The organism is Streptomyces sp. RFCAC02 (assembly GCF_004193175.1).
Taxonomy (GTDB): Bacteria; Actinomycetota; Actinomycetes; order Streptomycetales; family Streptomycetaceae; genus Streptomyces.
In genome coordinates this window covers 4,414,624-4,432,736 of record NZ_SAUH01000001.1, presented here as the reverse complement: position 1 = coordinate 4,432,736, position 18,113 = coordinate 4,414,624, and the positions used below count along the sequence as shown (strand labels likewise).

Here is an 18,113-nt window from a genome sequence, read left to right as displayed (position 1 = left end):
GACCCCGCGCCCCGCCCGCCGGCACGGTCACCCACCCGGACAGGGGGTGCCCCCGGCCGGCGGGGCGCGGCCCGGACGGCTACGACACGTCGCTCTCCGCCGGTACCTGCGCGGCGGCGGACTCCACCGGGCGGAACTGCGCCGCCTGGATGTCGTGCAGCGTCCGGTAGTGGCCACCGAGCGTCAGCAGCGCCTCCGGGGTGCCCGACTCGACGAGCCGCCCCTCGTGCAGGACGTGCACGAGGTCCGCGTGCCGCACGGACGCCATGCGGTGGGTGATCAGCACGATCGTCCGCCCGCCGTCGGCGAGCGCGCGGATCTGGTCGAAGACGCGCTGCTCCGCCTTCGCGTCGAGCGCGGCCGTCGGCTCGTCCACGACGAGGAGCGGCGCGTCACGGTAGTGGGCGCGGGCGATGCCGAGCCGCTGCCACTGCCCGCCCGAGAGCTGGTGCCCGCCCTGGAAACGGCGCGACAGCAGGGTGTCCCAGCCACGCGGCAGCTCCGCGAGGAGACCACCGAGCCCGGCGTGCTCGACGGACGCCGCGAGGCGCTCGTCACAGACGGGGCGGTCGCTGCGCGAGATCGCGACATTGACGCGCGCGGTCATCGGCCAGCGGAAGTGGTCCTGGTGGACGATCGCGCACCGGTCGAAGACGGCCTGCCGGTCGAGCGCCGCCGCGTCGTGACCGTCCCAGCGGATGGTTCCCGACGTCGGCAGGTACAGGCCGCACAGGAGCTTGGCGAGCGTGCTCTTGCCCGACCCGTTCTCGCCGACGAGGGCGACGACCGCGCCGCGCCCGACGGGGATCGTCAGCGACACGTCCCGCAGCGCGGGCGGGCCGTCGCCGCCGGGGTAGCCGAACGTCACGTTCTCGAAGGTGACGGCGTCGACCGCCGCGGGCAGCGGCGAGCCGCCCTCCGGGATGCGGCGGTCGGCGGACTCGGTGAGGAGCCGGTCGAGGTCGCCGACGTACAGGGACTCCTCGTGGAGCGAGGTGACGCGGCTGACCAGGCTGTCGAGCTGGCCCGTGCCCGTGCGGATGGCGAGGACGGCCGTGCCGGCGGCGGCCAGCGCCATGGCGCCCGACCACAGCAGGCCGCCGAGCACCGCGTAGATCCCGGCGGTGGCCGCGCCCGTGCAGGCGGCGGCGACCAGGCCGGTACGGGCGTCGAGGCGGGCGAGGCGGGCCTGTTCGCGCTCCTGGCTGAGGGACATGCCGCGGAAGTGCCGCAGGAGGTACGGGCCGGCGCCGTGCACCCGGATCTCGGACGCGGCCTCCGTGTCGGTGAGGAGGTGCGCGAGGGTCTGCGCCGCCCGGTTGTGCTGCACCCAGCGGTGGAAGCTGCGGTACTTGCGGCGCGCGACGGTCAGGGTGGCCGCGGCCCGGGGCACCACGATGAGCAGCAGCATGGGGAGCAGCACCGGGTGCAGCGCCGTGAGAATGGTCCCCGCGGCGGTGATGGAGATCAGCGCGGTGAGCACGGCCACGCAGTGGCCGATCATGTCGCGGGCGGACACGGCCCCGTACTGCGCCGAGTCGAGCAGGCGGTGGAACTCGTCGTCCTCCATGGCCGCCATCTCGACCTGGTACGCGCGCCGCAGGTACCGCTCGCGCGCGATGCGTTCGACACGGGGCTTCAGCGGGCCGCCCGCCACCGTGGACAGGGCGCCGAGCAGCGTGCCGATGACGGCGGTCACGCAGACGAACGTGAGGGCGGGCAGGGCGTCCCGCAGGCGGTCGGTGATGTCGCCGCCGGCCAGCAGGCTGGCGAGGACGCTGTTGACGCCGACGAGGCCGAGCGCCTGGGCGACGCCCCGGCCCAGCTCGGCCGCGACGACGGCGAGGGTGAGGCGGCGGTCGGCGTGCCACGCGAGGCCGGCCGCCGTGGTGATCAGCCGGGGCATGCCGGCGGCCATCGCCCGCAGGCCGAGGCGGTGCCGCTCCTCCTCGTGGCGCGCCCAGGACGTGTCGTAGACGAGGGGGCCGCCGAACAGCTCGCGTTCCGAGGCGGAGACCTCCGCGTCGGAGTGGCGGCCGTCGGCGGGGTCGGGGGACGGGGTGCTCTTGCGTTTCACCTGATGGACTCCCTCGGGCGGTGCGGTCCGCTGGGGCGTGGAACGGTGGGCGGTGAGCGCGGTGGGGTACGTCCATGCCCAACGAGCCCGCCCCGAACGGGGATACGCCCGGAATCGGACAGATGAGCGGCCCGGGTCAGGCGGCCGGCCGCTGCGCCCGGCCGCCGGGGGCCGGCCCCTGCTGGCAGCGGGGGCACCAGTACGCGGGCCGCCGGTGCCCGCCGGCCGGCTCCCCGTACGCGACCCGGATCGCGGTGCGGCACCGCGCGCACGGCCGCCCGGCCGCGCCGTAGACGTACAGGCGCCGCCCGGACCGCGCCACGGTCTCCGGGCCGGTCGTCGTACGGGGGCCGCCGCCGCGGTTGGCGTCCAGGAGCCGCCACGCGTCGGCGAGCAGGGCGTCCGGGTCGGGGAGCAGGCCCGCCGGCAGCCAGGGAGTGACGCGGGCGAGGAAGCACAGCTCGTTCATGAAGACGTTGCCGACACCGGCCAGACTGCGCTGGTCGAGGAGCGCGTCGCCGACGGGCCGGTCCGGGTCGGCCAGCAGCCGGCGGCGCGCCTCGGCCGCGTCCCAGTCGGGACCCAGCAGGTCGGGGCCGAGGTGTCCGACGAGCCGGTGCTCGTCCGCGGTGCGCACGAGGTCGAGGACGGGCAGGCGGTAGCCGACGGCGGTGGCGTCGGCCGTGCCGAGGATCGCGCGGATCTCGTGCGCCGGGCCGCCGGAGAAGCCGCGGCCGGCGGGGTGGACCCGCCAGGCGCCGGTCATCCGCAGGTGCGAGTGGAGGGTGAGGCCGCCGTCGAGCCGGGTGAGGAGGTGCTTGCCGCGCGGCGTCACGTCCAGGACCGTACGGCCGCGCAGGTCGGCGGTCGCGTGCCGGGGGACGCGCAGCTCGGCACGGACCAGCCGGCGGCCGGTGAGCGCGGCCCCCAGGCGGTCGGCGGTGTGCCGGACGGTGTCTCCTTCGGGCATGCCTCCCATGATGCGCCCGCGCACGCACGGGCGGCCCCGCGGCGGGGGCCGCCCGTGCCGGCGTCAGGCCGCCGGGGCGGTCGGCGGGCCGACCAGTTCCGTCAGCACGTCCTCCATGGTCACGAACCCGAGCAGCGCGCCCTTGTCGCTCGTGACGGCGGCGAGGTGCGTGGACGCCGCGCGCATCGCGGTGAGGGCGTCGTCGAGCGGCGTGCTCGGCGTGATGCGGATCACCGGGTGCAGCGCCTCCCGGGGGAACGGCCGGTCGCGGGCCGGTGCCTCCAGGGCGTCCTTCACATGGAGGAAGCCCAGCACCGTGTGACCCGGCCCGGTCACCGGGAAGCGCGAGTAGCCCGACGCGGCGGCCGCGCGCTCCAGGCGGCGCGGGGTCACGCGGTGGTCGACCGTCACCATGCGGCCGAGGGGGACGACCAGCTCGGCGACGTTGCGCGTGCCGAGGGACAGGGCGACCCGCAGGCGCTCGCTCTCACCCGCCTCCAGCAGGCCCGCGTCGCTGGAGTCCTGCACGATGCGGGCCAGCTCGTCGTCGGTGAAGACGGACGCCACCTCGTCCTTCGGCTCGACCTTCAGCAGACGCAGCAGGGCGTTCGCGAAGGCGTTGATGCCGAAGACGAACGGACGCAGCGCGCGCGTCACGCCCACCAGGGGCGGGCCGAGGAGCAGCGCGGCGCGCTCGGGCGCGGCCAGGGCGATGTTCTTCGGGACCATCTCGCCGAACAGCATGTGCGCGTACGTCGCGAGGGCCAGCGCGATGGCGAACGCGATCGGGTGGACCAGCGGGTGCGGCATGCCGACGGCGTCGAAGGCCGGTTCGAGGAGGTGGACGATGGCCGGTTCGGCGACGGCGCCCAGGACCAGCGAGGACACCGTGATGCCGAGCTGCGCCGTGGCGAGCATGGCCGACAGGTGCTTCAGCGCCCACAGGACGGTGCGGGCGCTCCGCTCCCCCGCCTGCGCGCGCGGCTCGATCTGGTCGCGGCGCACGGAGATCAGGGCGAACTCGGCGCCGACGAAGAAGGCGTTCGTCACCAGGGTGAGCGCGCCGATGGCCAGTTGGAACGCGATCATCGGGCATCACCCGCGTGGTCCGGAGTGGTGGGGGTCGGCTGGAGCGTGTCGATGCGGACCCGGTCGGCACGGTGGTGCGCGGTGGACAGGACGGTCAGGCGCCGGCCCGCCACCTCGACGGTGTCCCCGGCCGCCGGTATGCGGGCGAGGAGGGTGGCCACGAGCCCCGCGACCGTCTCGTACGGGCCGTCCGGCACGGCCAGGCCCATCGCGGCGAGCTGGTCGACGCGGATGCCGCCGTCCGCCTCCCAGGTGCCGGTGCCGAGTGTGGCGAGGTCGGGGGCCTCGGCGGGGTCGTGCTCGTCGCGGACCTCGCCGACGACCTCCTCGACGATGTCCTCCAGGGTGACGACGCCGGCGGTGCCGCCGTACTCGTCCACGACGACGGCGAGGGAGCGGGTGCCCCTGAGCTGGTCGAGGAGGCGGTCCACCGGCACGCTGTCGGGGACGAGGAGGGCCTCGGTCATGAGGGCCGACACGGGGGTGCCGGCGCGGGCGCCCTCGTCCAGGGCGAGGACATCCTTGATGTTCACGACGCCGGCGATGTCGTCGAGGCCGTCGCGGTGGACGGGGAAGCGGGACAGGCCGGTGGCGAGCGTCAGGTTCGCCGCGTCGGCGGCGGTGGCCGAGACGTGCAGCGCGTGGACGTCGATACGGGGGGTCATGACGTTCTCGGCGGTGAGTTCGCCGAGGTGGAGGGTGCGGACGAACAGTTCGGCGGAGTCGGGGGGAAGAACGCCCTCGGCGGCCGAGTGGCGCGCGAGGGCGATGAGTTCCTGGGGGGTGCGGGCCGAGGCCAGCTCCTCCGCCGGTTCCAGGCCGGCGCGCCGTACGAGGCGGTTCGCCGTGTCGTTGAGATGGCGGATGAACGGTGCGAAGGCCGCCGTGAAGCCCCGCTGGGGGGCGGCGACCGCCTTCGCGACGGTCAGGGGGCGGGAGATGGCCCAGTTCTTGGGGACCAGCTCGCCGATCACCATGAGCACGACCGTCGACAGGGCCACGCCGAGCGCGACGGCCAGGGGCCCCGCGACGCCGTCGGGCAGGCCGGTGGCGCCGATCGCGGGGCGCAGCAGCGTGGCGAGGGCGGGTTCGGCGAGCATGCCGATGACCAGGGAGGTCACCGTGATGCCGAGCTGGGCGCCGGAGAGCTGGAACGTGAGGCGCCGCACGGCGGTCAGCGCGCCGGCGGCGCGCCGGTCGCCGGATTCGGCGGCGCGTTCCAGGTCGGCGCGCTCGACCGTGGTCAGCGAGAATTCGGCCGCGACGAAGAGCGCGCAGGCCAGGGTCAGGGCGAGGGCCAACAGCAGCAGCAGAACCTCGGTCACCCCGTCACCCCGCTCTCCTCGCGGGTCTCCTCGCGCTGCGGGCGGCGGCGGTCGGGGGTGACACGGTGGGTACTGGGAGGCTCGTCCATCGTGCGGGACCGGGCTCCTTCTGGGCTGGGGGGTCGTTCGAGTGACCCCATCGTAAAGGATTGGCAAACGGTGCACAGGGGGCCGAAGCGGGCTGTGCGACCGCGGGCCGAGGGGGCGGCGGGGCGGCCCGACCGCCGCGGCCGGGTTCTACAGTGCCGTAGATGGTGGCGGCTGCCAACCGTCGGCGGGCACGAGTTCGCGCGGATGGCCCCCGGCGTGTCAGAGCGGGGTCGCCGCCTTCAGGACGAGCAGGAGCGTGACGGCGGCGTTGGCTGCTGACAGGGCGGACGCCGCCGTGCCCGCGGCGGCGGCCCAGGCGGCGAGGCCGGCGGCGCTGTGGGCGGGGGGCCAGCGGCGGTCGGCGGGGACCGGGCCGAGCAGGGCGGCGACGCGGCGGGGCACGGGACCCGGCGCGGCGAAGGCCGGCGAGTGCGCGGGCGGGAGGCCGCGCCCGCCGGCGCCGTGCGACGCCAGGGCCGCCTTGCCGATGGCCCGTGCGACGGCGCGGCGGTCGCCGACGGCGCGCGCGGCGTCCTCGTCGGCCCACCGTTCCGTGGTGTAGGCGACGGCGGTGCGCAGGGGCCGCAGGAACGGGTTGGCGCGTGCGGCGAGCTGCGTGATGAGCAGGTGGCGGTGGTGGCGTCCGGCGAGGTGGGCGTGCTCGTGGGCGATCAGCGCGCGGCGTTCCCGCGCGTCGAGGCGGGCCAGCAGGCCGCTGGAGACGACCATGCGGCCGTGTCCGCCGGGGCGGCCCGGCACGGCGTACGCGTACGGCAGGTCGTCGGGCAGGACGGCGATGCGCGCCTGTCCCGGGACGGCGGCCAGGGCGCGGGCCGCGCGGCGGCGGAGCCGGTGGTGGCGCCACAGGGCGTGCGCGCCCGCCGCGGCGACCGCGAGGAGCGCGGGGATGGCGGCGGCGCCCGCGACCCCCTCCAGGGGGACGGCGGCCCGCACCTGCGGGTCGGACCAGGCGTCGGGGAGGGGGTTGCCGGGGAGCTGGGCGGTGCCGACGACCATCAGCAGCGCGAGGCACAGGGTGCTGGAGACGGCGAGGACGGCGGCGACGGCCGTCAGGAGCGCGGTGGCGTGGCGCGGGGCGAGGTGGACCTCCGCGATGCGGGCCATGGGCCAGGCGGTCAGCGGCAGGACCAGCGGCAGCAGCACGAACACGCCCATCGCGTCAGCCCCCGCCCTCCGGACGGCGCCCCTCGGGCCCGGGCCGGCCGTCCGCGGTCCCGCCGTCCACGAGGGTGGCCGCGTCGGTCAGGAGCGCGCGCAGCAGCGCCTCGTCGTCCGGCCCGAGGGCGCTGACGAAGCTGGCGAGGACGGCGTGCCGGTCCGTCTCGCTCTCCAGGACGCGGCGCATGCGGAACGCGGCGAGGCCGGCGACGTCGGCGGCCGGCGTCCAGGCGAAGGAGCGGCCGGCCCGTTCCCTGGTGACGGCGCCCTTGGCGCGCAGGCGCGTGAGGATGGTGACGACGGTGGTGTAGGCGAGTCCGCCGCCGAGCCGCTCTTGCACCCAGGCGGCGGTGGCGGGGCCGGGGGCCTGGCCGAGCGCGGAGAGGACCTGCGCCTCCAGCTCGCCCTGGGCGCGGCGCCGGGGGCGGTCGGCCGTGCCGTCCGGTTCCGTCATGTCCCTCACCTCCCTGACCGGCGCCGAATATCGTACCGGGGGAGGGTTTCCGCGACCCTCGCTTCTTCTACGCTGTTGTAGATTCACGGCGGCGGCCGACGGCCGCCGCAGCGCCTGAGCGCGGACTTCCAAGGCCGCGGCGGACCAAGGAGGAGAGCATGGGAGTTTCCCTGTCCAAGGGCGGCAACGTCTCGCTGACGAAGGAGGCGCCCGGCCTGACGGCGGTGCTGGTCGGTCTGGGCTGGGACGTACGGACCACCACCGGTGTCGACTACGACCTGGACGCCAGCGCCCTGCTGTGCACGAGCGGCGGCAAGGTGGCGTCGGACCAGCACTTCGTCTTCTTCAACAACCTGCGCAGCCCCGACGGCTCGGTCGAGCACGCCGGCGACAACCTGACCGGTGAGGGCGAGGGCGACGACGAGGTCATCAAGGTGGACCTCGCCGGCGTGCCCGCGGAGATCACGAGCATCGTCTTCCCGGTGTCGATCTACGACGCCGACAACCGGGGGCAGAGCTTCGGCCAGGTGAAGAACGCGTTCATCCGTGTGGTGAACCAGAACGGCGGCGCCGAGATCGCCCGGTACGACCTCAGCGAGGACGCGGCGACCGAGACCGCGATGATCTTCGGTGAGCTGTACCGGCACGGCACGGAGTGGAAGTTCCGCGCGGTCGGCCAGGGGTACGCGGCCGGTCTCGCGGGCATCGCGTCCGACTACGGCGTCAACGTGTGACCGACCGCCGGGCCACCCGACCGGGTGGCCCGGCGGCCCGGCCGGCGTCCCCGGTCACACCCCCGCGGCGTCCAGGCGGGCGAGCTGTTCCGGGGTCAGCGTCAGGTCCGTCGCGCGGGCGGCCGAGACGTACTGGTCGAGCGTCCGCGGGCCCACCAGCGGGACGCAGCGCGGGTCGCGGCGGCTCAGCAGCCACGCCAGCACCGTCTGTCCCGGTGTCGCCCCGGCCTCCTGCGCGACCTCGTCAAGCACGGCGAGGCGCGCGTCCGTGTCGGGGCCCGCGTACGGCTCGATCGCGTGGAATCCGGCGCGGCGCTCCGGGCGGTCGTAGACGCCCTTCAGGATCGGCGAGTACGCGACGAGCGTGAGGTCGTCGTGGGCGCGCAGGTAGTCGAGCTGCGCCTCGTCCACGATGGACACGTGGTCGAGGCCGGGGCGGCGGCGCAGGTAGGAGTGCTGCTGCTGGAGGGCGACGGGCGTCGGCCAGCCGTGGCGCTCGCACAGGGCGCGGATGCGCTCCAGGCGCCAGGTGCTGACGTTCGACCAGCCGATGTACCGGGTCTTCCCCGCCTCGACCAGGCCGGCGAGCGCTTCCAGCGTCTCCTCGAGCGGCGTCGCCCGGTCGTCGACGTGCACGTAGTAGAGGTCCACGTGGTCGGTGCGGAGGCGGCGCAGACTCGCGTCGAGCGAGTGGCGCAGCGTGTCCCCGCCCGCGCCCACGTAGCCGTTGCGGTGGGACGCCTCCCACACCGGCTCGTCCCCCTCGCCCCACACGCCGTCGAGCGAGGCGAGCAGGGCACTGCCCTTGGTGGCGAGGAAGACGTCGTCGCGCCGCCCGCCACGGGTGAGCCAGCGGCCGATCACCTCCTCGCTCTCCCCGCCGTCGCTGTCGCGCCGACCCCACCAGGCGTAGCAGTCGGCCGTGTCGAGGAACGTGCCGCCGTCCGCGGCGTAGCGGTCGAGGATGGCGTGGGAGGTCGTCTCGTCGATCCGGGTGCCCATGAGCATGCAGCCGAGGGCGAGTTCGCTGACGTGGTGGCCGGTGCGGCCGAGTTCGGCGGTTCTCATGCGCCGCACGCTAGGAGCTGGAGTGCTCACGAGGTCAAGGCGCGGCGACCGGCCGGGCTGCGGGATGCTGTCGGCACGGAAAAGCACGTCATGTTTGCCGGTTTCCGGCAATGCGCTGCGAGCCGTGTCCATGGCACTCTTCAGGCACACGCCGGAAAGCGGCGTACGGGGGACGGGGGACGGGAATGGGCTGGTTTCTCGGTCTCGGCATCGCCGGGCTGGTGCTCCTGCTCGCCGCCCTGCTCCTCGACGGGGTGCTCGACGCGCTCCCCGACGTGGACGGTGCGATCTCGCCCCCCGCCATCGCCGCTTTCGTCTCCATGCTCGGTTTCGCGGGTGCGATCACTCTCGCGGTGACCGGTCTCGGCGTGGCACCCGCCCTCGGCACGGGGGCGGTAGTGGGGGGCGGCGCGGCCTGGGTGGTGCTGCGGGTGAGCCGGGCACTGATGCGGGACGACGGTGACGCGGCACAGCGGGAGGACGATCTCGTCGGTGCCGTGGGGGTCGTCGTCACGCCGGTGCCCGGGGGCGCCGGCTTCGGCGAGGTCATGCTCACGGTGGCGGGCCTGCGCGTGAAGCTGGCGGCCAGCAGCACCCGGGCCGTGCCGGCCGGGGCGGAGGTGTGGGTGGCCGGCGTCATGTCGGCGTCCGCCGTCGAGGTCCGCCCGGTCGAACGCTGACTGCGTTTCCGGCACACCCGCGGGCCGGGGACGCGGCCGGGGACCGGAGGGAGGAGCGAGATGAGTCCAGTCCTGATCGCCGTGATCGGTGTCGTGGTGCTGCTGGTGCTGCTGGTGCTGGTGGTCGTGTCCCGCTACAAGGTCGCCGGGCCGAGCGACGCGTTCATCATCACGGGGCGGCGCGGCAAGGTGTCGACGGACCCGGTGACGGGTCAGGTGACCCGTGACACCAGCGGCCAGAAGGTCGTGGTCGGCGGCGGTGTCTTCGTCGTGCCGCTGGTGCAGCAGTTGCACGTCATGGACCTGTCGAGCCGGCACATCCCGGTGGCGGTGCGGGGCGCGGTGACGCTGCGCGGGGTGAAGGTGAACCTCGACGGGGTCGCCATCGTGAAGGTCGGGGGGAGCGAGGGCGCCATCAGGTCGGCGGCGCAGCGTTTCCTGCGGCAGCAGGGCGGTGTCGTGACGTTCACGCAGGAGGTGCTGTCCGGCGCGCTGCGGTCGATCGTGGGCCGGATGACGGTGGAGGACGTGATCCGGGACCGCGCGGCGTTCGCCGGGCAGGTCGCGGAGGAGGCGGAGGCGAGCCTCTCGGGGCAGGGCCTCGTCCTCGACACCTTCCAGATCCAGGACATCACCGCCGAGGGCAGCTATCTGGCGGACCTCGGGCGGCCGGAGGCCGCGCGTGCGCGGCAGGAGGCCGACATAGCGGAGGCCGAGGCCCGGCGCACCGCCGAGCAGGCCAGGCTGCGGGCCGAGGAGGAGATCGCGGTCGCCCAGCGGACGCTGTACCTGCGGCAGGCCGAGATCAAGGTCGAGACGGAGGCGGCGGCCGCCCGGGCGAACGCCGCGGGACCGCTGGCCGAGGCGGCGCGGCAGCAGGAGGTGCTGGCCGAGCAGGAGAAGGTCGCCGAGCGGCAGGCCGCGCTGACGGACCGGCAGCTCGACGCCCAGGTGCGCAAGCCGGCGGACGCCGAGCGGTACCGGGCCGAGCAGGAGGCCGAGGCCCGGCGGGTCGCCGAGGTGGCCGCCGCGCGCGCCGCTGCCGAGCGCGCCCGGCTCACGGGTGAGAGCGAGAAGCAGCGGCGTTCCGCGCTGGCCGAGGCGGCGCGCATCGAGGGCGAGGCGGAGGCCGCGGCCACGGCGGCGGTCGGCGCGGCCGAGGCCGGCGCGATGCGGCAGAAGGCCGACGCGTACGCGCAGTACGGGGAGGCGGCGGTGCTCCAAATGCTCGTGGAGGTGCTGCCGCAGGTCGTCGGGAAGGCGGCGGAGCCGCTCTCGGCGATCGACAGGATGACCGTCATCTCGACGGACGGGGCGAGTCAGTTGCCGCGCACCGTCGCCGACAACGTGACCCAGGGCATCGAGCTCCTCAGCTCGACCACGGGTGTGGACCTCACGTCCATGCTGTCCGGTCTGGCGCGGCGGGCCGGCGCGCCCGGTTCCGGCGCGGGCGACGGGGCGGGGAAGGAGACGGCGGGCTGACGGCGGACCGGCGGCCGGCCCGGTCACAGCTCACGGGCCGGCCAGTCCAGCAGACGGGCGCCGATGACGGCGGTCTGGAGGGTGTAGCGCTGGAGCGCGTCGGTCGGGTCGAATCCGGTCAGCGTGTGGATGCGCTCCAGGCGGTACGTCAGCGCCCGGACGCTGAGCGACAGCCGGCGTGACGCCTCCGCCGTGTTGCAGCCGGCCGTGAACCAGGTGTCCAGCGTCCTGACGAGGGGCTGCGCCCCGCCCCTGGCACCGGTCAGCGGCCCGAGGACGGAGCCCACCAGATCGGCCATCGCCTGCCGGTCCCGCATCAGGACGGGGAAGACCAGCAGGTCGGCGGAGCGCAGCACCGGCACGTCGAGCGGCATGCGGTCGGCCAGGTCGAGGGCGGCCAGCGCCTCCTCGTAGGACTGGGCAATGCCGGCGGGGCCCGGGTGGGAGCGGCCGATGGCTATCCGGACGCCGCCCGGTGTGCCGGGCAGGGCGGCGAGGACCCGGTCCGCGAAGTAGTCCGGCACCTCGGGCCGGTTGCCCGGCGCGACGCACACCAGGCGGCCGTCCTTCGTGGTGAGGAGGACCGCGCGCTGGCCGAACCGTCCGCCGAGCGCGCTCTCGGTCCGGCGGACGAGCGGGTGCGTGTCGTCGTACGGCTCGGGGCCGCGGGCGAGGGCGACGGCGTGGGAGTGCGCGAAGTGGAGCCCGGCCCGCTCGGCGCGCGCGGGGAGCGCCCCGGGGTCGCCGCGCCCGTGCAGCAGGTCGTCGATGAATTCGCGGCGTGCCGCCTCGTCCCGGCGGACCGCGAGGAGCTGGGCGCGCTCGAAGCCCTCGGCGAAGGCGTCGACGGCCTGCTCCACGGCGGCGAGCACACTCTCGGCCGCCGCTTTGACGGCGTGCGCGGGCCGTGCGCCCACCACGCCCGGCAGCTCGGGCCAGGCGGCACGGGTCGCCGCGAGGTGCTCGCGCACCAGGGCACGGAGACCGAAACCGTCCGCCGCGGCGCGCTCCCCCAGGGCGCGCCGGGCGCGGACCTCGTCGCCGGTGAGCCGGCGGCCGGTGCGGGAGACCCCGGCGAGGATGTCCGCGTACCCGTGGAGGTACCAGGGGACGGGCGTCGTGCCGTCGTCCGGGGTCACGTGGGCCTCCCTGCCGTCGTCGCGGGTGCTCGGTGCGGGTGCGCCGGGACCTGCGGCGGGACGGGGCGGGCAGCGGCGGACCGGATCGACAATAGACGAAATCCGTGCCCGGCCGGCCGACGGGCGCGTGGGGGCGCTCCGCCCGCCACGCGCCGTGCGTCCCCGGGCTCAGACGCGCCGCTTCCCCGCGCCGGGCCGCATGACGCGGTACACGACGAACGCCACCACCGCGAGCGCGACGACGGCCAGGATTCCCTTGGAGTAGACGCCGACGAGGTCGGTGACGCGCTCCCAGTTCTCCCCGAGGCGGTAGCCGGCGATGACGAAGATCGCGTTCCACAGAGCGCTGCCGAGCGTGGTGAGGAGGAGGAACATCGGCTGCGACATGCGGGTCACGCCGGCGGGCACCGATATGAGGCTGCGGAAGACCGGGATCATGCGGCCGAAGAACACGGCCTTGGCGCCGTGCCGTTCGAACCAGCGCTCCGTCTTCTCGATGTCGCTCACCTTCACGAGGGGCAGGCGGCCGGCGATCGCGTGCAGCCGCTCCCGCCCGAGCAGGGCGCCGAGGCCGTACAGCAGCCAGGCGCCCACGACGGCCCCGATGGTCGTCCACACGAGGGCGGCGGCGAGGCTCATCCCGCCCTGACTCGCCGTGAACCCGGCGAGCGGCAGGATCACCTCGCTCGGCAGGGGCGGGAACAGGTTCTCCAGGGCGATGGCGGCGCCCGCGCCGGGGGCGCCGAGGGCCTCCATGAGGTTGATGGCCCAGCCGGTGATGCCGCCGGGCTCGTCACCGGCCGAAGCCAGACGGGTCGGGAGGGAAACGGTCGCAGTCACGGGATGAACGCTACAAAGTCCCGTGTCCGTGCGGCGATCCGGGAGACCACAAGGATTCCTTGAGGAAAACCACAGTCCGCCGCCCCCCCGACACAGTTACGCTCTGTGCATGCGTACCGGAGTGGTGAACTGGTTGCGCACCGCGCTCGGGCTGCTGTCCGGGGCGGTGCTGGCGGTCCTCGGTCTTTCCCTGGTCCTCGTCGGGTCGCCCGTGCTCGCGGCCGGGCCGCCGCCGGCGCGGCGCGCGGTGATCCGGGCCGCCGGCCGGCTGGCGGGCCGGCCCGGCGGCGAGGGGATCGCCACCGTCCGCTACCTCCTGCTGCGCGTGCCGCTCGGGCTGCTCGGCGGGCTGGTCGTGGCCTCGGTGATGGTGGGCGCGATCTACGCGTCGATGCTCGTGTGGGCCGTCTGGCCGTTCGGCTGGGACGTGCTCCCCGCCGGCTTCGGCGGAGTGCTGCTGCTGTTCCTGGGCGTGCACGGCGTCTCCGCGGTGGGCCGCCTGGAGAACGAGCTGGCCCTGCGGGTCTTCGGGCCGGGCGAGCGTGCGGCCCTCGTGCGGCGCATAGACGAGCTCGCGGCCAGCCGCGCGGGCGTGGTGGCCGCCGTGCACGACGAGCGGCGCCGCATCGAGCGCGATCTGCACGACGGGGTGCAGCAGCGGATGGTCGCCCTCGGCATGCTGCTCGGCCGCGCGCGCCGCGCGGGGGAGGCCGGCGACGACGCCCGCTCCCGCGAGCTGCTGCGCCAGGCCCAGGACGAGGCCGGTGCCACCCTCGCCGAGCTGCGGGAGGTCGCGTGGCGCGTCTACCCCGCCGTGCTGGACGAGGCCGGCCTGCCCGCCGCGCTGGAGGCCGTCGCCGAGCGGTGCCCGCTGCCCGTGCGGCTGGAGTACGACCTGCTCCCCGAGCCGGACCGGGAGGTCGCCGCAGTGATCTACTTCGTGGTGTCCGAGGCCGTGACGAACACGGTCAAGCACGCCGGGGCCGACGGCGTCGCCGTGCGTGTCGCCCCGCGCGACGGCGGCGTCACCGTCGAGGTCCGCGACGACGGGCGGGGCGGCGCCGATCCCGCGGGCAGCGGCCTCCTCGGCCTCGCGCGCCGGGCCGCCGCCCTCGACGGCACCCTGCGCGTGGACAGTCCCCCCGGCGGACCGACGACCCTCACGATGGAGCTGCCGTGCGTGTGATCCTGGCCGACGACTCGACCCTGCTGCGCGAAGGACTGGCGCGGCTCCTCGCCGACGAGGGGCACGAGGTGATCGCCGCGGTGGGGGACGCCGACGCGCTGCTCGCCGCGGTCGACCGCGACGCGCCCGACGTCGCGGTGGTGGACGTGCGGATGCCTCCCTCGCACACCGACGAGGGGCTGAGGGCCGCCCTCCGGATCCGGGAGCGCCGGCCGGACGTGGGCGTCCTCGTGCTGTCGCAGTACGTCGAGAAGCGTTATGCGACGGAGCTTCTGGGCGGCGAGCACGGCGGTGGGCGCGGCGGTGTCGGCTATCTGCTGAAGGACCGGGTCGTGCAGGTCGAGGAGTTCCTCGGCGCGCTGGAGCGGGTGGCGGCCGGGGAGACGGCCTTCGACCCGGAGGTGGTGCGGCGGCTGCTCGCCCGCAGTTCCCACGCCGACCCGCTGGCCGGCCTGACCTCGCGCGAACGCGACGTGCTGCGCGAGATGGCAGAGGGGCACACCAACGCGGCGATCGCCCAGCGGATGCATGTCTCGCGCAGCGCCGTGGAGAAGCACATCAACGCCATCTTCGACAAGCTCGGCCTGTACGCCGGCACCGGTCACAGCCGCCGTGTCCTGGCCGTCCTGCGCTATCTGGACGGCTGAGACCCGCCGGCGGACCCGCCCGTTTCGGCGGAGTCGGCCCGGGTACCCGCCCGTTACGCGCGTCATGACCGTTTTGACGCGCGGAGATCGAAGGACGGCACGCACGAGGAGGTGGACACGGTGCCGGGACGCAAGGAACTCCCCTCGACCCTGGAGCGCTCCCCCGCCAGCGCCCAGCGCACCTGGATCAAGGCGCACGACTCCGCCGTGAACGAGTACGGCGAGGGCCGCCGCGCCCATCAGGTCGCCTACGGCGCGCTCAAGCACACCCACGAGAAGGTGGGCGACCACTGGGAGCGCAAGGAGAAGGGCCGCAAGGGGCCGTCCGACCAGCGCTCGGCCAGGCCCCGCCAGCAGGGCGGGGCGAGTGGCCAGGGCGTGGACGAGAACGCGTCGAAGCAGCACCTGTACGGCCTGGCGAAGCGGCTGGACATCAAGGGCAGGTCCCGCATGGACCGCAAGGAGCTGCTCTCCGCCCTCCGCAAGGCGAACCGCTCCCGCACCCGCGAGGCCCGCTGACCGGGCACCGGGACAGCGCCGGGCCGGCGTCCGCACGGGCGGCACGCCGGCCCGGCGCCGCGCGGACGGCACCCGCAGCACCGCACCACCAGGACGACACCAGCCGACGCACGACGCGACGACGCAGAAAGGCCGACGCCCATGCGCCAGGACCTGCGAACGCCGGCCACCCGCCCGCTGGACGAGACGGAGCTGAGGACCGTCGACGCGTACTGGCGGGCCGCCAACTACCTGTCCGTCGGGCAGATCTACCTCATGGCCAACCCGCTGCTCGGCGAGCCGCTGCGCCCCGAGCACATCAAGCCGCGCCTGCTCGGCCACTGGGGCACCTCCCCCGGCCTCAACCTCGTCCACGCCCATCTCAACCGCGTCATCACCGCCCGCGACCTCGACGCCATCTGCGTCTGGGGGCCGGGGCACGGCGGCCCGGCCGTCGTCGCGAACGCGTGGCTCGACGGCAGCTACTCCGAGGTGTACCCGGACGTGTCGCGGGACGCGGCGGGCATGGCGCGGCTGTTCCGGCAGTTCTCGTTCCCCGGCGGGATACCGAGCCATGTGGCGCCCGAGACGCCCGGCTCGATCCACGAGGGCGGTGAGCTGGGCTACTCCCTGGCCCACGCCCACGGCGCCGCCCTCGACAACCCGGACCTGCTCGTCGCCTGCGTCATCGGCGACGGCGAGGCGGAGACCGGCCCGCTCGCCGCCTCCTGGCACGCCGACAAGTTCCTCGACCCGGTGCACGACGGCGCCGTCCTGCCGATCCTCCACCTCAACGGCTACAAGATCGCGAACCCGGCCGTCCTCGCCCGCATCCCGCAGGACGAGCTGGACGCCATGCTCCACGGCTGCGGCTACGAGCCCCTGCACGTCACCGGCGACGCCCCCGACGACGTGCACCAGCAGCTCGCCGCGACCCTCGACCTCGCCCTCGACCGCATCGCCGCCATCCACCACGCCGCGCGCAACGAGGGCCGCACGGAACGCCCGCGCTGGCCCGTCGTCGTCCTGCGCACCCCCAAGGGCTGGACGGGTCCCGCGACCGTCGACGGCCTGCCCGTCGAGGGCACCTGGCGCGCGCACCAGATCCCGCTGGCCGAGGTCCGCACGAACCCGGACCACCTGCGGGCGCTGGAGGAGTGGCTGCGGTCCTACCGGCCCGACGAGCTGTTCGACGAGGACGGGCGGCCCACCGCGCGCATCCTGTCCCAGGCCCCGACCGGCATCCGCCGCCTCGGCGCCAACCCGCACGCGAACGGCGGCGCGCTCCTGCGCGAACTCCCCGTGCCCCCGCTGGAGGAGCACGCCGTCGCCGTGGACGCCCCCGGCACGACGCTGCACGAGCCGACCGCCGTCCTCGGCACCCTGCTGCGCGACCTGATGGCCGCGACCGCGCGACGGCGCGACTTCCGGCTCGTCGGCCCGGACGAGACGGCGTCCAACCGCCTGCAGGCCGTCTACGACGCCACCCCGAAGGCGTGGGACGCCGAGATCGCCGACACCGACGAGCACCTCGGGCACGACGGCCGCGTCATGGAGGTCCTCTCGGAACACCTGTGCCAGGGCTGGCTGGAGGGGTACGTCCTGACGGGCCGGCACGGGCTGTTCTCCTGCTACGAGGCGTTCGTGCACATCGTCGACTCCATGGCGAACCAGCACATCAAGTGGCTGCGCACATCGCGGCGCCTGCCGTGGCGCCGTCCCCTCGCGTCGCTCAACTACCTGCTCACCTCGCACGTGTGGCGGCAGGACCACAACGGGTTCAGCCACCAGGACCCCGGCTTCGTCGACCACGTCCTGAACAAGAGCCCCGAGGTCGTGCGCGTGTACCTCCCGCCGGACGCCAACACGCTGCTCGCCGTCGCCGATCACGTGCTGCGCAGCCGCGACTACGTGAACGTCGTCGTCGCGGGCAAGCAGCCGTGCTACGACTGGCTGGACCTCGACGCCGCCCGGGGCCACTGCGCGCGCGGCGCCGGCATCTGGGACTGGGCCGGCTCCGAGCAGGGCGACCGCGAGCCCGACGTCGTGCTCGCCTGCGCGGGCGACGTGCCGACGCAGGAGACCCTCGCCGCCGCCGACCTGATCCACCGCCACCTGCCGGACGTCGCCGTCCGCGTCGTGAACGTCGTGGACATCGCGCGCCTGATGACCGCGCGGGAGCACCCCCACGGCATGGAGGACCGCGACTACAACGGCCTGTTCCCGCCGGACCGGCCGGTCGTGTTCGCGTACCACGGCTATCCGTGGCTCATCCACCGCCTCACCTACCGGCGCGAGAACCACGAGCACCTCCATGTCCGGGGTTACACGGAGGAGGGCACGACGACCACCCCGTTCGACATGGTCGTCCGCAACAACCTCGACCGGTTCCGGCTCGTCATGGACGTGATCGACCGCGTGCCCGGGCTCGCCGTCCGCGCCGCGGCGGTGCGCCAGCGGATGGCCGACGCCCGCCTCCGCCACCACGCCTGGATACGCGAGCACGGCACGGACCTGCCCGAGGTCACCGAGTGGCGCTGGGGCGCGGACCGCTGACCGGCCACCATATCCGTAGCCCACGCGGGTGAACGCCGAGCGACCGGAAGCGGTCATTCCGCCATCAGTTGCGGGGTAATGTGTTGCCCCGCGTCATGC

16 protein-coding genes are annotated in these 18,113 nt (G+C 74.8%); 7 read left to right on the top strand and 9 right to left on the bottom strand.

Going from position 1 to position 18,113, the window contains the following annotated elements:
* Nucleotides 1–79 precede the first annotated feature (79 nt).
* The 6 genes from EMA09_RS20600 to EMA09_RS20575 all read right to left on the bottom strand — a co-directional run bounded on the left by EMA09_RS20600 (nucleotide 80) and on the right by EMA09_RS20575 (nucleotide 7,184).
* Entirely contained in the window at nucleotides 80–2,077 is a 1,998-nt protein-coding gene (locus EMA09_RS20600; RefSeq protein ID WP_129842471.1) for an ABC transporter ATP-binding protein, read from the bottom strand.
* Nucleotides 2,078–2,213: 136 nt separating this feature from the next.
* Nucleotides 2,214–3,047, bottom strand: a complete 834-nt coding sequence (locus EMA09_RS20595) for a DNA-formamidopyrimidine glycosylase family protein (RefSeq protein WP_129842470.1) — start codon at nucleotides 3,045–3,047, stop codon at nucleotides 2,214–2,216.
* A gap of 63 nt (nucleotides 3,048–3,110) precedes the next feature.
* On the bottom strand, nucleotides 3,111–4,136 hold the full coding sequence (locus tag EMA09_RS20590; RefSeq protein WP_129842469.1) for a hemolysin family protein: 1,026 nt from the start codon (nucleotides 4,134–4,136) through the stop codon (nucleotides 3,111–3,113).
* Nucleotides 4,133–5,461 (bottom strand): hemolysin family protein, encoded by a 1,329-nt coding sequence (locus tag EMA09_RS20585; RefSeq protein ID WP_129842468.1) that lies wholly within the window; start codon nucleotides 5,459–5,461, stop codon nucleotides 4,133–4,135. The genes EMA09_RS20590 and EMA09_RS20585 overlap by 4 nt, the downstream gene beginning before the upstream one ends.
* A gap of 309 nt (nucleotides 5,462–5,770) precedes the next feature.
* The gene (locus tag EMA09_RS20580; RefSeq protein WP_129842467.1) at nucleotides 5,771–6,727 is read right to left on the bottom strand and encodes a M56 family metallopeptidase; all 957 of its coding nucleotides are present in this window, start codon (nucleotides 6,725–6,727) and stop codon (nucleotides 5,771–5,773) included.
* A 4-nt stretch (nucleotides 6,728–6,731) separates the two neighbouring features.
* Complete coding sequence (locus EMA09_RS20575) at nucleotides 6,732–7,184, bottom strand: BlaI/MecI/CopY family transcriptional regulator (protein ID WP_129842466.1); 453 nt, start codon at nucleotides 7,182–7,184, stop codon at nucleotides 6,732–6,734.
* 158 nt (nucleotides 7,185–7,342) lie between these two features.
* Between EMA09_RS20575 and EMA09_RS20570 the strand changes: the two genes are divergently transcribed.
* On the top strand, nucleotides 7,343–7,918 hold the full coding sequence (locus tag EMA09_RS20570; RefSeq protein ID WP_129842465.1) for a TerD family protein: 576 nt from the start codon (nucleotides 7,343–7,345) through the stop codon (nucleotides 7,916–7,918).
* Nucleotides 7,919–7,972: 54 nt separating this feature from the next.
* Here the strand turns inward: EMA09_RS20570 and EMA09_RS20565 are convergent, their stop codons facing one another.
* Nucleotides 7,973–8,986, bottom strand: a complete 1,014-nt coding sequence (locus EMA09_RS20565; RefSeq protein WP_129842464.1) for an aldo/keto reductase — start codon at nucleotides 8,984–8,986, stop codon at nucleotides 7,973–7,975.
* 185 nt (nucleotides 8,987–9,171) lie between these two features.
* Here EMA09_RS20565 and EMA09_RS20560 point away from each other — a divergent pair, with 185 nt between their 5' ends.
* Nucleotides 9,172–9,666 (top strand): hypothetical protein, encoded by a 495-nt coding sequence (locus tag EMA09_RS20560; RefSeq protein WP_129842463.1) that lies wholly within the window; start codon nucleotides 9,172–9,174, stop codon nucleotides 9,664–9,666.
* Between the two features lie 60 nt (nucleotides 9,667–9,726).
* The gene (locus EMA09_RS20555; protein ID WP_129842462.1) at nucleotides 9,727–11,148 is read left to right on the top strand and encodes a flotillin family protein; all 1,422 of its coding nucleotides are present in this window, start codon (nucleotides 9,727–9,729) and stop codon (nucleotides 11,146–11,148) included.
* A gap of 23 nt (nucleotides 11,149–11,171) precedes the next feature.
* Here the strand turns inward: EMA09_RS20555 and EMA09_RS20550 are convergent, their stop codons facing one another.
* Both EMA09_RS20550 and EMA09_RS20545 read right to left on the bottom strand, forming a co-directional pair.
* Complete coding sequence (locus EMA09_RS20550) at nucleotides 11,172–12,287, bottom strand: helix-turn-helix domain-containing protein (RefSeq protein ID WP_129842461.1); 1,116 nt, start codon at nucleotides 12,285–12,287, stop codon at nucleotides 11,172–11,174.
* Nucleotides 12,288–12,455: 168 nt separating this feature from the next.
* On the bottom strand, nucleotides 12,456–13,043 hold the full coding sequence (locus EMA09_RS20545; protein WP_129844162.1) for a DedA family protein: 588 nt from the start codon (nucleotides 13,041–13,043) through the stop codon (nucleotides 12,456–12,458).
* A gap of 193 nt (nucleotides 13,044–13,236) precedes the next feature.
* Between EMA09_RS20545 and EMA09_RS20540 the strand changes: the two genes are divergently transcribed.
* From EMA09_RS20540 to EMA09_RS20525, 4 genes are all read left to right on the top strand, one after another.
* Nucleotides 13,237–14,313 (top strand): sensor histidine kinase, encoded by a 1,077-nt coding sequence (locus EMA09_RS20540; protein WP_129842460.1) that lies wholly within the window; start codon nucleotides 13,237–13,239, stop codon nucleotides 14,311–14,313.
* Nucleotides 14,304–14,960, top strand: coding sequence for a response regulator transcription factor (locus EMA09_RS20535; RefSeq protein WP_168220771.1), 657 nt, complete (start codon nucleotides 14,304–14,306; stop codon nucleotides 14,958–14,960). Before EMA09_RS20540 ends, EMA09_RS20535 begins: the two co-directional genes overlap by 10 nt.
* A 120-nt stretch (nucleotides 14,961–15,080) precedes the next feature.
* A complete protein-coding gene (locus EMA09_RS20530) occupies nucleotides 15,081–15,479 on the top strand; it encodes a ChaB family protein (RefSeq protein WP_129842459.1) in 399 nt (132 codons plus the stop codon).
* A 141-nt stretch (nucleotides 15,480–15,620) separates the two neighbouring features.
* Entirely contained in the window at nucleotides 15,621–18,014 is a 2,394-nt protein-coding gene (locus EMA09_RS20525; RefSeq protein ID WP_129842458.1) for a phosphoketolase family protein, read from the top strand.
* Nucleotides 18,015–18,113 lie beyond the last annotated feature (99 nt).